11 protein-coding genes are annotated in these 14669 nt (G+C 42.7%); 7 read left to right on the top strand and 4 right to left on the bottom strand.

Going from position 1 to position 14669, the window contains the following annotated elements; all coding sequences use genetic code 11:
* Window positions 1–32: 32 nt before the first annotated feature.
* On the top strand, window positions 33–851 hold the full coding sequence (locus tag AC4CUX_RS13060; RefSeq protein WP_176537436.1) for a peptidoglycan DD-metalloendopeptidase family protein: 819 nt from the start codon (window positions 33–35) through the stop codon (window positions 849–851).
* A 95-nt stretch (window positions 852–946) separates the two neighbouring features.
* The gene (locus AC4CUX_RS13065) at window positions 947–1876 is read left to right on the top strand and encodes a LysR family transcriptional regulator (protein ID WP_010326350.1); all 930 of its coding nucleotides are present in this window, start codon (window positions 947–949) and stop codon (window positions 1874–1876) included.
* A 210-nt stretch (window positions 1877–2086) separates the two neighbouring features.
* Here AC4CUX_RS13065 and rsmI read toward each other — a convergent pair whose 3' ends face one another.
* Window positions 2087–2932 (bottom strand): 16S rRNA (cytidine(1402)-2'-O)-methyltransferase, encoded by an 846-nt coding sequence (gene rsmI, locus AC4CUX_RS13070; RefSeq protein WP_201950799.1) that lies wholly within the window; start codon window positions 2930–2932, stop codon window positions 2087–2089.
* Window positions 2933–3265: 333 nt separating this feature from the next.
* Between rsmI and AC4CUX_RS13075 the strand changes: the two genes are divergently transcribed.
* The 3 genes from AC4CUX_RS13075 to AC4CUX_RS13085 are packed head-to-tail and all read left to right on the top strand — an operon-like array spanning window position 3266 to window position 5291.
* Window positions 3266–3673, top strand: a complete 408-nt coding sequence (locus AC4CUX_RS13075) for a YraN family protein (protein WP_058869310.1) — start codon at window positions 3266–3268, stop codon at window positions 3671–3673.
* 60 nt (window positions 3674–3733) lie between these two features.
* Window positions 3734–4417, top strand: coding sequence for a BON domain-containing protein (locus tag AC4CUX_RS13080; protein ID WP_005399779.1), 684 nt, complete (start codon window positions 3734–3736; stop codon window positions 4415–4417).
* Window positions 4407–5291 carry an alpha/beta hydrolase gene (locus AC4CUX_RS13085; RefSeq protein WP_078388873.1) on the top strand — a complete coding sequence of 295 codons (885 nt, stop codon included), beginning with the start codon at window positions 4407–4409 and terminating at the stop codon, window positions 5289–5291. The genes AC4CUX_RS13080 and AC4CUX_RS13085 overlap by 11 nt, the downstream gene beginning before the upstream one ends.
* A 42-nt stretch (window positions 5292–5333) precedes the next feature.
* Here the strand turns inward: AC4CUX_RS13085 and nudC are convergent, their stop codons facing one another.
* The 3 genes from nudC to dnaQ form a co-directional block, all read right to left on the bottom strand.
* Window positions 5334–6110: an NAD(+) diphosphatase gene (nudC, locus tag AC4CUX_RS13090; protein WP_087010659.1), complete on the bottom strand. Its 777-nt coding sequence runs from the start codon at window positions 6108–6110 to the stop codon at window positions 5334–5336.
* On the bottom strand, window positions 6110–7753 hold the full coding sequence (locus AC4CUX_RS13095) for a chemotaxis protein (RefSeq protein ID WP_201950802.1): 1644 nt from the start codon (window positions 7751–7753) through the stop codon (window positions 6110–6112). Before AC4CUX_RS13095 ends, nudC begins: the two co-directional genes overlap by 1 nt.
* Window positions 7754–7879: 126 nt before the next feature.
* Window positions 7880–9301 (bottom strand): DNA polymerase III subunit epsilon, encoded by a 1422-nt coding sequence (gene dnaQ / locus AC4CUX_RS13100; protein WP_201950804.1) that lies wholly within the window; start codon window positions 9299–9301, stop codon window positions 7880–7882.
* 209 nt (window positions 9302–9510) lie between these two features.
* Between dnaQ and AC4CUX_RS13105 the strand changes: the two genes are divergently transcribed.
* Window positions 9511–12780 (top strand): LysM peptidoglycan-binding domain-containing protein, encoded by a 3270-nt coding sequence (locus tag AC4CUX_RS13105; RefSeq protein ID WP_201706251.1) that lies wholly within the window; start codon window positions 9511–9513, stop codon window positions 12778–12780.
* Between the two features lie 35 nt (window positions 12781–12815).
* Window positions 12816–14657 carry an extracellular solute-binding protein gene (locus AC4CUX_RS13110; RefSeq protein ID WP_201950805.1) on the top strand — a complete coding sequence of 614 codons (1842 nt, stop codon included), beginning with the start codon at window positions 12816–12818 and terminating at the stop codon, window positions 14655–14657.
* Window positions 14658–14669: the final 12 nt, after the last annotated feature.

A 14669-nucleotide genomic window follows, 5' to 3' on the forward strand; every position in this document is an offset into this window, starting at 1 on the left:
ATTATTTTTTGTATTTTTAGAGAGTAAGATAAATGTCTGTGTTGTCTCAAATTCGTTTCATTGCAATTCCTACAGCACTACTGAAAACTGTCGTGTTATCTACTGCTGTAGTTTCAACTGTTATTTTGAGTGGTTGTGCTTCTAAACCACAGGTTAACAATGCGACACGTTTTGCGAAAGCACCAGACTATTATACAGTTCGTTCAGGCGACACGCTGAGCGGTATTGCAACTCGTTATGGGCTGAGTTATACCTCTGTTGCGGACATGAATGATATTGCTGCGCCGTATCGTATTTATGTGGGGCAGTCATTACGTTTAAAAGGTTCGGGTAGCCCACGTACAACCACGACGCAACCTATTACACAAACCGCCCCAATTCAACGTCAAAATGTTGGTCTCCCGAGTCAAAATACGACCACCACAACCACAACAACTCCTGCTAAAGTACCGACCGCACCTGTTGCGAGCTCGAAAAGTTCAACTTTACGCTGGGTAAAACCAAGTAATGGCGCTGTTTTGCAAGGTTATAATTTAGCAAATAATGTAAAAGGTATTCGCTATGCTGGTAACCAAGGTGATCCAATTTATGCAGCAGCAGATGGCCAAGTGGTGTATGCAGCAGACGGATTGAAAGAATATGGGAACTTAATTTTGGTTAAGCATATTGATGGTTATATCACAGCATATGCACACAACAGTGCGATGAATGTGAAGAGCGGTCAAAATGTGACGGCAGGACAGAAAATTGCTGAAATGGGATCCACAGGTGCAACGCGCACCATGTTAGAGTTCCAAGTACGCTTAGATGGCAAGCCAATCAATCCGACTATAGTTTTACCATTAAATTAAAAAATTTGGATGCAACGCAAAAAATTCACCGTATAATACAATGAGTTGTTTTTATCAAATAGATGAAAACTTCTCATGAATCCAGAGAGAATTTTATGTTAGATCAACTACGGGCAATGGGTGTTTTTGCTTGTGTTGTCGAAAAGAGTTCATTTAGTGGTGCCGCGCGTGAGTTAGGCATCACTACAAGTGCTGTGAGTCAGCAAATTCGTTCTTTAGAGCAAGAGATGGAAGTTGTTCTTTTACATCGCTCAACAAGAAAGTTGAATTTAACTGAAGCAGGCCAGGCTTTTTTCCACAGCTGTCAAGAAATGCTCGCCGCTGCTGAACGTGGCAAAATACGTATCAATGAATTGCGCGATGATCTCGTGGGTGAGCTGCGAATAGCCACTACGCCAGAGTTGGGTGCCAATCATGTGATTCCTGCTTTGTCGCATTGGATGTCTGCACATCGCGGATTATCTATTCATATTGAAGCAGATAATCATTATGTGGATTTGATGAATGGGCGAATTGATATTGCGTTAAGAATGAGTCCAACGGTTGACGATCAAAGCGTACATGTCGTGCCATTGGCGCGCGTGGAACAGATTTTGGTTGCTTCACCGAGCTATTTGAATCAGTCTGCACCAATTTCACGACCTGAAGATTTGAAAAATCATGATCTTATTCCGATCACGATTATGAAAAATAATCATGATTTTGATTTTAAAAATGTGGTGACAGGTGATGCGGTTAAACTTGAGATGAAATCAAGAGTAGCCAGTAATAATATTTTAGTAACAAAGACTTTATGCCAACATGGGCATGGAGTTGCACGTATTTTATATTTAGATGTGCAAAAAGAATTGGTTAACGGTTCTTTAGTGGAAGTTCTTCCAGAGTGGAAGCTCCCTAACTTTACGCTATATGCCATCATTTCAAAGCATGAACAACAGCCGATGAAGATCCATCGTTGTTTGGATGCATTGAAACAATACTTTTGCCAACTACCCGGCGGTCGTATTTACCAAGAAGCAAGCTAATTCGATAGAGATTGTAACTGACGATCAGTCAACCCATACACATGCTTATAAATTTTAAATGACATAACTACATAATTTGAGTTAAGCGGTTCACATGGAACCGCTTAACATGGAGAGCAGCAGAGAAAGGCCAAAGCACTTACGTCTGTTGCTCTTTATTTTTTCCTTCAAAAAAGCAATACTTTTATTTTAAGTTCAAGCTATCGAAGCCTATTCAGCCTGATCTTGCGTTAGCTCTAAAGCGCGCTGGTAAGCAATTTTCTTTTTGATGCCAGTCAAATCAGCCGCTAACTGTGATGCGGCTTTCACTGACAAATCTTGTAAGAGGCGCGTTAAAAGCTGGTCGAGTTTTTCTTGTGCCATATCTTTTTCAGTGGTCGCGCCACCAACAATCAATACAATCTCACCTTTTTGTTGATGATGATCGTTTGCAATAAATTCAACCAACTCACCTAATGTCATTTTCTTGATGGTTTCAAAGGTTTTGGTAATTTCACGAGCAAAACCGACAGGGCGGTCAGCACCAAAGACTTTAGTCATGTCACTGACACTGTCTAAAATACGATGTGGTGCCTCATAAAAAATCAGGGTTTGCGTTTCGTCTTTGAGTTTTTCCAAGCTTGCCAGTCGTTGGGTTTGTTTAGAGGACAAAAAACCTTCAAAGCTGAAACGATCACTTGGTAAGCCCACTGAGCTTAAAGCTGCAATGGCAGCACATGCGCCCGGTACAGGGATTACGCGGATATTATGCTCTTGTGCCGCACGAACCAATTTAAAACCTGGATCACTGATAAGAGGCGTTCCTGCATCACTGATAAGCGCCATATCTTCACCTTTCAACAAACGCTGAATAAGGATGTCAATTTTGTTGTTTTCGTTATGATCGTGGCATGCGGTGAGCGGTGTTTGAATATTAAAGTGTTTCAGTAATTGTGCTGAAGTTCGTGTATCCTCAGCAGCAATGATTTTGACTGATTTTAGTACATCAATTGCGCGGTAAGTCATGTCATCTAAGTGCCCAATAGGGGTTGCGACTACAAATAACTGGGCACTCATGGGTTTTCTCCGCGTTGCAAAATAATAAAATGATAGGTTGGCTTGAGTGCTTTGATGCATTCAACCGATACCGCGATAAGCATTCTACCTGAATTGTCCGTCGTGGCGTGAGTTAGAATATTGTCGGCGATGGATTTGCAGGAGTCGGGAAGACATTCGATTGAAATCTAAACGCCAAGAAGGCTTTAAAACGTAGAATGAAATGAATTGTTTGGTTCGAGAGACTCACAGCAGTGGTTTTAAATATCAAGACGTGAGATTTTTGATCGAAATTGAGTTTTTCGAAATGTGATGATTAAAAAAATAAAAAACGAAATGGGGGAAGATAAAGAGATGAAGCTGGGACAATGGGCAGAGCAACAAGCTTTGACGGTGTTAGAAGAACAGGGTTATGTTCATGTGCAGTCCAATTATCACTCGCGCTTTGGTGAAATTGATCTGATTGTACAAAAAGGGCAGGAATTGGTTTTTGTTGAGGTCAAAGCACGTTCAAAAACGCGTTTTGCACAGGCTGCTGAAACAATTTCCTATTCAAAACAACGCAAAATAGCAAAAACGGCCATGTTTTTTTTACAAGATCATCCACATTTCCAGCAATATTATTGCCGCTTTGATGTGATTTGTTTTGATTTTTTTAAAGAAATTGCAAAAACCATACAGCAAGATTTTTCAAAATTCACTTATGATCAGCAATGGATAGAAAATGCTTTTACTTTTGATCAAGACTTTATTAATCTTTGAACAAAATCAAAGCTGAAATGCTGAATTAAAATAGTTTGAAAAGTTGAGGAGTCTTGCTGAGTGTTCAATCGTATTGCAATGACCGTATTATGCGTCGCAAGTTTATCTGGATGTGCAAGTTTCATTTCGGGTGGGACAGGAACAGCCGCTGTAGGAACAGAAAGCGGTGCACGTTCATTAGGGCAGGTCTTTATTGACTCTTCAATTGAGCGTACTGCAAAAATTAACTTATATAAATTGGACAGCCGTTTTAAACAGTCACGTGTCAATATCGAAAGTTTTCATGGGAATGTCTTGTTAACAGGACAAGTACCCGATCAACACTTACGTCAGTTGGCTGAAGACAATGTACGTGCGATGTCAGATGTCAAAACCGTGCATAACTACATTACAGTTGGAAACCAAATTAGTTATAGCACCATCATGCAAGACACCTCAGTTACGGCAAATACCCGTGGCTTGATCATGAAAGCTGCTGTTGTTTCAGATGCGAAAGTGCGTATTCACACCGAAGATGGTGTGTTATATGTGATGGGGCGTTTAAATGGTGCTGAAATCACCGATTTAAACCAAGTTTTACAGCAAGTGGGGAATGTTACTAAAATTATCACATTGGTGGATAATATAGAGCAACAGTCGCAAACGACCAGTGCGTTTGCATCACCAATGATTAATTCAACACCGACAGAGCAAACGCCTGTTGCGATAGACCCAGACCAAGTTGAACCAAATAATGTTCAATAAGCTTCAGCCTTTTGTTCAAAGACTGAATCGTTCGGTAGAGTATGCAAGATTACTCTATCGTGACTTTCGTATTTATGATGTAGGTAGTTATGCCCTAAACCGTTTAACACCACGTAAGGGTTATTCGGTCCAAGAAAATGTGGCCTATGGCTTACGCGCGCGACACCGTCTAGATCTGTTTCGCACGCAAAAACCGCGTGAACACCGTCCTCTGATTGTATTTGTGCATGGCGGCGCGTGGATGCATGGCGATAAAAAAGATTATCGTTTTATTGGTGAAGCCTTTGCCAAAGAAGGCTTTGATGTGGCGGTGATTAACTATCACTTGGCGCCTGAGCATATTTTTCCTGCCTCTATTGATGATCTCAGCTTGGCTTTAAATTATCTCAATGTGCATCAGCTTAAATATCAAATTTCAACGGAAAAAGTGGTGTTGATGGGGCATTCTGCGGGCGCGTTTAATGTGATGTCTGCGCTCTATCATCCGAAGCCATATGAAATACAATGCCGCAATCAAATTACCGCCATTATTGGTTTGGCAGGCCCTTATCATTTCGACTATAAAGGCGATCCAATTTGTGCAGATGCTTTTGATCAGAACAGGCCTTATCAGGAAGTGATGCCATATTATTTCGTCGAGTCGAATACGGTTAAACATTATCTGTTGGTTGCAGAAAATGATGATGTCGTCGGGTTGAGTAATGCCGTTGATTTGGATCGTAGGTTGAAAGAAAAAGGCAACTACAGTCAACTTTGGACGGTGCCGCGTATCGGTCATATTTCAATGATTGGTTCGGTATCGAGTTTGTTTAGTCGTTACTTCACGACCAAGCAAAAAATTATGCAGGCGCTAGAGGATGCGCTTAAGCACTAATTGGGTTTTAAAGTATATTTGTTGTAGAGATGGTGAGTGAGCTTACAGCCACTCACGTGTATCATCTGCGACCGTTGTGCCTTCTGTCGCATGCATGATCATGGCATGTGCAATGCTGCCTTTGAACGGAATTTCAGGCAGTTGATCAAACTTAAAGAATTGGGCATCACTGATTTCTTCTTCTTGTAAGCAAAGTTCACCCGATGCGTATTCTGCTTTAAACGCAATCATTAGGTTACTTGGGAAAGGCCAAGGCTGACTCGCTAAGTATTGAACATTTTTAACTTGAATGCCGACCTCTTCCAAGGTTTCGCGGCGTACCGCTTCTTCTAAAGTTTCACCGACTTCAACAAAACCCGCAATCAAACCATACATATTGCTACGGGTATTACGCGCATTTTTTGCCAACAGAATTTCATCTTCACCTCGTGTAATGACGGTGATGACACAGGGTTGTACCCGTGGATACTGATGATAACCGCAGGCAGGACAGATCATGGCATATTCGCTGGCATGTGCTTCTGTGGCGTGGCCGCAATGACTACAAAATTTATGATTGCGACGCCATTCTAGCAGTTGAATAGCTCGGCTGGCCTGTTCGAATTGTTTGGTGCTCCAGAGTGGAAGCAACTGGCGAATTGGGATGAGTTCTAAGCCTTCAGGAATCGGCTCATTGTCTAGCAGGTCTCGGGCAATCACTTGATCACCCGAGTGAAAACTTAAATCACTTGCTAGCTTTTCTACACGAGGCAATTGAAAGTTATGATCCACCAACAATTGTTGTTGGTGAAAAATATAAGCAAGTGAAAGTTCTGACATTAGGCAACAGTCTTTAGTTTTTGGCTACTGTCCAATGCTACATCAAACATACTGTGTAATACAGGCTGTTTGTTTTTTAAGTTATCAATCAGCATATCTGCACTTGCGAGTGCATCAAGTACATGATTCACCTGAGCAGCAGTGAGCGCAGTTTCAGCCGTGATTTGTTGTTGCACAAAATCTGCTGAAATATTCAGGGCTGTTTGACCATTTTCTGCGCCTAAGAACAACATTGCGCCCGCAACTTCACGTAGTTGCGCAGGAGTATTCTCAAGAACAGTTAAAACTTGTTCTTGCTGATATTGCGCCAACGCTTGACTACTTAAGTCAATAGACGTTTTAGCCTCTGACAATAACGCAGCATGGGCTTCATCTAAACGGTCTAGTGAAATATTCATGTTGTTCACACGAAGCTGTAGGCGGCTTGAAGTATGGTGACGTTCTAACACTCCAATCGAGTTCATTGCCGACAAGATCACGTTCATCAACTGCTGCGCAAAACCTTCATCTTTCAGCATATCGGCTTGACTAAGTGATGTTGCTTGACGGTTTAAGTCATTATGCGCTTCATTTAAGTTCAATACTTTGAAGATGTTCGCCAAATCGACCAGTTTTGCTTGGAGCTCTTGGGTCTTCTCTGGGGTCATGTTTTGGTAGTTGTACTCAATGTCATTGCGGATTTGAGACATTTCGGTGGTTACCAAATCACTAATGGTATGCATCGTGTCGAAATCTGGGCCATACAGATGACGACTGAAAACTTGCAGCTGCGTATCTGTGAGCAGGTCGTCGCCAATATTGAGTTTGCCACGGATGTGTTGAGAAACTTCGTCTTCTTGGCTGATACATAGGCTGAGAATGTTGGCAAGATCTGTGAGGCTGGCTTTGAAACGTTCAGGCGCAGTAAAGAACTGTGCAATGTTACGTTCGATGCTAATCAGAGTGCGTAAACGTGGTTCATTAATGAGCAATTGTTCAATTTGATTGAGTGCAACATAGACCAAGTTCCAATACTGTTTACTCGGCGTTTGTTCTGCTAGATCCGCTAAATAAGTGCCCACCAATTTCATTGCTTGTAAATCAAGTTCGCTTTCTTCTTGTTTCAGCATTTGACTTAAAGACAGCTTGTACAGGCGGTGAACATATTGAGATTTTTCAAGACTTGGTGCTTGAGGGAGGCTGAAATCTGGGGTGATACAGTCTAGTAATGACTCGATTTGCTGACCTTCTTGCGTTAAAGGCTTTGCTAATGCAATTTCAAGACGGTTTAAGGTATCGAGTAAAAACTGTGGAATTTTCACTTCTCTTAAGCAAATGAACTCAATATAGCGCTTCAGCATGGTCGTGCCTTCGCTGAGTGCAATCACATCTTGCGTATTAATCTGTGCAGGATTCCCCATGATCTTGCGCATAAGCTCTGCGGAATATTCAGCAATTTTGGCCAAGCTCGACATATCAATCAATGCAAGCACTTGAGCACATTGCTCAAATTGGTTTAATGCATCGTCAATTCCAAAAGGTAAAGTCTGATCTTCTGCTAAGGTGCTCACAGCTGATTCAACCAGCTTAATGGAGTTATCCACTTCATTTTTTATTATCAGCAGCGCCGTTGGATCAAAATGAATAGAGGTTTGGTAAGACATTGATCTGCACCTATCCTAGTGTTTTATCGTGTTTATATGCGGCCCAAACAAGGCATAGCAACTTGTTCATCACTATAGCCTAACTGAAAAATCTTGTAATACAAAAGTTAACAAAAACTTTAGAATTTATTTGGCAAAAAAGCAGGGTGTGCCGTGTTTTTCTTGGTATTGTTTGACCCAAGTCTCATGTGCTTCAAGTTCTTCGGCTGAAGGGTGAATTACCGCCAGTTCAATATCTAGTGTTTGATGCTGACTTTGCCCATTTTGTTGTTCACTATGTGACAGGGCATCCATATCAAAGGAAACCTGACCACCTGTCATAGCCAAGTAAACGTCGGCTAGAATTTCAGCATCCAGTAAGGCCCCGTGGAAGGTACGGTCACGCTGTGGAATTTCGTAACGGCGAACTAAGGCATCGAGTGAGTTTTTTTGCCCCGGATGCTTAGATTTTGCCATCGCGAGGGTATCTGTCACTACACAAACTTCAGAAAGCGCAACAAATCCTGCACGTTTGAACTCCATGTCTAAGAAGTTCATATCGAAGCTTGCATTATGCGCAATGATTTCCGCACCTTTGAGATAGGCAAATAAGGTGTCGGCAATCTCTTGATATAGCGGTTTATCTTTTAAAAAGTCATCAGAGATACCGTGGATATTTTCAGAGTCGCCCACAGGTTTTTTTGGATTGATGTAGATATGAATCGAGCTGCCTGTGAGCTTCCGGTTCACCATTTCAATCGCACCAACTTCAATAATGCGATCGCCATCTTGATAATAGAAACCTGTAGTCTCTGTATCGAGGATGAGCTGTCGAGGTCCAAAGACCTCAACCTTACGTGGAGTAATCACAATTTGTGGATGTTGTTTGAGTTGTGTTAAATCCACACTTGCCACAACTTCAGGCGTTTGTTCAATGGAAGGCACCGTTGTAGCAAGTTCTGGTTCAGCGACTAAACTTGGCTTTTGTTCTGCAACGTGTATTTCACTTTCGGTTAAATCTTCGCTGTCATCGGCTTCTTCGTCATCGAAACCCAAACCAAAAGGGTCGTTTAACAACCAGTCTGGTTCAACTTTTTTTTTATCTACAGACGGTTCTGTTGTCGCTGTTTTAGACTGACGAAGTTGAGCCTGTGTTTGATCGGCACCGAGGTTCGCCAATTGATCTGCCATTTCGTTACCTTCATGACCTGCATGGCCTTTGACCCAGTGCCAGTCGATATCACGGCCTTGGCAGGCTGTATCGAGTTTTTTCCACAAATCTGGATTTTTAACGTCTTTCCAGTTTTTCTTTTTCCAACCCGTAATCCACTCGGTAATGCCGCGTTTGACATAGGTTGAATCTGTCCAGACTACCAACTTCGCATCGGTTGGGCAAAAAAGAATGCCTTCAATGGCCGCGGTGAGTTCCATACGGTTATTGGTGGTGTTGTCTTCACCGCCACACAGTTTATGTTCTTCAGTTTCTGTAATAATGTACGCGCCCCATCCCCCAAGACCAGGGTTTCCACGACAAGCACCATCGACATACAGGGTAATTGTTTGTGACATACACAACTTCCGTAAACTGAAAATTAAAACTAAGCGGGCACCATTGTATAACGCAAATGCACTAGAGAAGTGTATAAGATGCAGCTTTTTTAATTTCTTGTAACATTTATACTGATTTCAAGTTAAATTAACGCCTTGTGTCTGCGGCGTGCTTTACTACAATGGCAGATCTAAAAAATAAATTTTATACGAGTTGTTTGGATTTTCTTATGTATAAGTCAGCTGCCATTTTTGGCCAACCGATGTTACCGACATTATTTAAAATTACAGTACTCGGTTCAGCTCTCGCGACACTTGGACTGGCTGGTTGCTCCTCGACGCAAAGTGCAACGCAAACATCTAAATCCAAACAAGTCGTATCAAACTACTTAGACGCAAATAGTCTAGATTCTTTAGAAGATTTACTTTCTGCAACCGACATGCGTGCGGTGGAAGGGGATCGACTGTTGGTGTTAAAGCACGGTGACGTTTGGAAGCGTATGACCGTGGGCTTTAAAATGAATAGCGATCATTGGAATCCGCGCATTGATGCACAGCGTGGTTGGTTCATTTCACGCCAACCGTATTTGGACCGTTTAAGTGCACGTGCTTCACGTTATTTGTATCACACCGTTAAAGAAGCCGAGCGTCGCGGATTACCAACAGAGCTGGCTCTTCTGCCTGTGATTGAAAGTTCGTATGATCCTGCTGCAACCAGTAGTGCTGCGGCTGCGGGCTTATGGCAGTTTATTCCAAGTACGGGGCGTATTTATGGCTTAAAACAAAGTAGCCAATATGACGGTCGCCGTGATGTGGTCGAGTCAACACGTGCCGCGTATGAGTTCTTGGGCAGTTTATATAACCAGTTTGGTTCGTGGGAACTTGCCCTAGCAGCTTATAACGCAGGTCCGGGCCGTATTCAACAAGCGATTAACCGTAATAAAGCCGCAGGTTTGCCGACAGATTATTGGTCATTAAAACTGCCTGAAGAAACTATGAACTATGTGCCACGTTTCTTGGCGGTTGCGCAGATCATTAAAAATCCAAATGCCTATAACATCAATTTACCACCGATTGCCAACCGTCCGCACTTTAGAGAAGTTACTGTGGGCGCGGTGAGTCTAAATGAAGTCGCGTCGATTACCGGTTTAAGCCGTGCCGAGCTGTATCAGTTAAACCCGGGACACCGCGGTGAATGGATTGATGGTGCAAGTCCAATGCGGATTTTAATTCCTGCGGATTTGAGTCCTTCAGTGGATGTACGTTTGAAAAAATTACAGGGTGGTTCAGGCGGCTTGTGGGCATCTGCAAATACCAAACTGCCTGAAAATAACCAAACGATTCAACCAAGCAAAATTGAACCGCCGACCTTAAACACCAAAGCGATCACACCGTCGAAAACTACACCACCTGTTTTAGCGACGACAACAACAAAAACCACAACAGGAAAGCCTGCCACTTCGTCTACAGTGACGTCGTCGAGCAGTACTGCTATTGCGACGCCTACCCGTGGTTCAACGCCTAAAGGGTCTAATGCACTGGCTGCTTTTGCTGCCAATAGCGATATTCCAAGTGCGCCGCGTATTCCAGTTGCGGTTACGCCAGCGACCCCAGTGAAACCAGTTTCCGTTGAACCACCAATTTCAGCAGCAGAGCGTGAGCAGTTAACCGCGGCAATTCAAGCCGAAGGTCAAAGCAAAACTGTCGATGAAGTTCTGAAACCAGTTGCGACCAAAGCAGAGCAAGCTGAAGTGGTAGCTGAAATTCAAGCTTTGGCCCCTCAAGGCACAGAAATTGTGGATCCTTTAGATGGTAAAATTAAACTCACCGCAATTCAAACCAGTCAGTCCGTGGCAGAGCTGCAAGGTAAAGAGTTAACCAAAGGTTTTGCTTATCCAAAATCTGTGGCTGACAATACCCGTTTAGATTCAGATGAAGTGAAACGTAATCAAGGCAAAAACTTTGTTAAGACCGACTCTGAAATTGTGATTGTGCCGCCAAAAGGTAAACGTTCAACTTATACCGTACAACCGGGTGATACTTTGGCGCTGATTGCGGCCAAAAATGGGGTGAACTGGCGTGATGTGGCGAAGTGGAACCAAATGGATGCCAATGCCATACTTTATGTTGGTACATCGATTTATTTATATGATGCAAAACCACAAACTGAAAAAGTTGAAGTACGTTCTACAGTGAAAGCTGAGACTAAACCCGAGAGTTATACCGTTCGTGCCAATGATACCTTAACAGGCATTGCGGATGAGTTTGGTTTAAGCTTAAAACAGTTGGCTGACTATAACGGTTTAAGCGTAACGAGTGGTGTACGTGTGGGGCAAAAGCTTTCTTTAAAAGAAACAGCTCAATCCCTTACTAAATCCAACGATGAAAAAACTAGCAGACCAACCAAAGTGGCAACCCAGTCGTATACGGTGAAACGTGGCGAATATCTGAAACTGATTGCAGACCGCTATGCGCTGTCAAATCAAGAATTGGCAGATTTAACACCAGGTTTAAATGCGGGCAGCAACCTGTTGGTGGGACAAAAAATTAATGTGCCACTCAATGAGGTCAAAAGCTTGACGACAAGTAGTGCCAAAGCATCTCTAGTCAAAGCTGAGCCACAGTTCAAAGTTGAAAGTTATAAAGTACAACGTGGTGACACATTGTATAGCATTGCATCACAGTCGAAGATGAGCTTGTCGGAGTTGGCTGATCTCAATAATCTTTCAACCAATAGCGGCTTGCAAGTGGGTCAAAGTATTAAGATCCCTGCGGGTTCAAGCGTGCCAGATACTTATACCGTTCAGTCTGGAGACTCATTAACTGCGATTGCTTCGAAATATAATTTGGGTATGGATTATATTGCTGACCTCAACAACATGAGTCGTACAGCGGGCTTACGTGCGGGTCAAAAACTCAAATTAACGGGTGAAGTGCCTGCTGTTGAAACGCCGAAAACAGTCGAAAAACAAACTACTGCAAGTAATAACTCAACCGATATTCACGTTGTGAAATCGGGTGAAACCCTAAATAGTATTGCGCGTAAATATCACTTGCAACTGAACTATTTGGCTGCATTAAACAACCTAAGCCGTACAGCCAATGTTCGTGTCGGTCAGCGTTTGAAAATTGAAGGTGATGTTGATCCCGCGCCGATCAAAACAGAAACAGTGGCAGCAAAGCCACAAGCAACTTCTAGCCGTGCAACTGAAGCTTATAGAGTGAAGTCAGGCGAGTCGTTAAACTCAATTGCAAACCGTGCTGGGATGTCTGTGTCAGAGCTTGCTAGTTTAAATAATCTGAGTCCGCGTGCGGGCTTACAAGTTGGGCAGACCATTCAAATTCCAAAACTGATTTCACAGTACACAGTGAAACGTGGTGATACCTTAATTGGACTGGCAAGCCGTTATGGTATGGACACTTCGCAATTGGCTGAGCTCAATGACATTAAACCGAATACGCAGTTGCGCATTGGCGATGTAATTAAGGTGCCGAACTAATATTGAGTTGAAATGCAATTTCAGAGAACGCCCCGATGAAGGTTAGAACAACATTCTTGCTGTTCAGCCTTGTAGCGATTCCATTAAAGGCATGGTCTGCACTGCAGACCATGCCTTTTATTGCACCTTATGCTACGCCGAAATACAGCCAATTGGATTATCTGCCTTATGCCAATGTGCAGGCGCCAAAGGGTGGCGAATTAACACGTGCAGTCATCGGGAGTTTTGATAACTTAAACAGTATGAATGGTCGCGGTACTGCGGTTGAGGGAACCAATTATTTATTTGACTCACTTATGAGTAGTTCTTTGGATGAGCCTGCGGTGATGTATCCGTTGCTGGCAGAAAAGGTCAGCTATGACCCGAAAAACTTTAACGCTATCATTTTTCATTTAAACCCAAAAGCACGGTTTAGTGATGGCAGTCTTGTTACCGCAGCCGATGTAAAGTTCAGTTTTGATATCTTTCAAAGCAAATCCAATTTTGGCTTACAGATGTATTTGTCAGATTTAGCCAAGACAGAAGTGTTGTCCAAATACAGCGTCAAAATGCATTTTAAAACCCGAAATAATGTGGAAATGCCTTTGATTGTGGCCAGAATGCCAATTTATTCCAAAAAAGACTGGCAAGGCAAAGACTTTAGTCAAACTTCGGTCAAACCGATTTTAGGTTCAGGCCCTTACCTCTTAGAGAAAATCAATGCAGGGCAGCGGGTTATTTATAAGCGTAATCCAAAGTATTGGGCCAGAGATTTAAAGGTCAACCAAGGGCGTTATAATTTTAACCGCGTGGGTTATGTATATTATCGCAGCAAAGATATTGCTTTTACTGCGTTTAAGGCGGGTTTATATACTTTGCATGAGGAAGAGTCCGCACGACAATGGGTGACTGCTTATAACTTTCCCGCAGCGAAACAAGGTCTCGTTAAAAAATATCGATTTAAGCATTTCAATCCGATACCGACGCAAAGTTTTGTGTTTAATACCCGCCGTCAGCCTTTTCAAGATATTTATTTTCGCCAAGCTTTAACCTATGCCTACGATTTCGAATGGCAAAACAAGGCGATGTTCTATGGGCAATATCAACGCCTGCAAAGTTATTTTTCTAACAGTGAATTAGAGGCCAAAGGTGTGCCTTCGGCTGCTGAAATCAAAATCTTAAAGCCTTATTTGGCGAAATTACATCCTGTGCAGCGCGATGGTGTTTTAAAGAATTGGCGTTATTCGGCTTCGGATGGATCGGGTTATAATCGAAATAATTTGCTTATCGCACGACAGATTTTATTAAAAAATGGCTATACATATAATGCCAAAGGGCAATTGTTGGATCGGAAGAACAAGCCGATTCAGTTTGAGTTTCTGATTCAGCCGAGTGATGCTGTGCGTGAAATTACGCCTTTTGTTCGCCATCTAAAGCGCCTAGGAATACAGCTGAGGATTCGACAGGTTGACACACCGCAGTATTATGAGCGGATGCGTACTCAAGATTTTGATATGACCCTACAAACGATGCCACAGTCTTTGACACCGGGCAAAGAACAGGTGCAACTGTGGGGCAGTGCTTCAGCCCATCAGGTGGGAAATTATAATTATTCGGGTATTCAAAATCCGGTGATTGATCAGATGATTCAACAGTTGATTCAAACGCCTGATCGTAAGCAAGTGGTCGTGCAAACGCGTATTTTAGATCGATTACTGCGTGCAGGTTATTATCAAATTCCAACCTATGGTAAAGCGGATCAATGGTATGCCTATTGGAACATGTATCAAAAACCGGCACGAAGTCCACAGTTACATGTCGGGTTGGATTATTGGTGGAGTGATGCCAAACAGGCGAAAACGGTGAGTCAGTATTTAGGTCGGGCAGCCAAGCCATAAGCTTGCATAGGG

It is taken from the genome of Acinetobacter sp. 231_lipA (assembly GCF_058243005.1).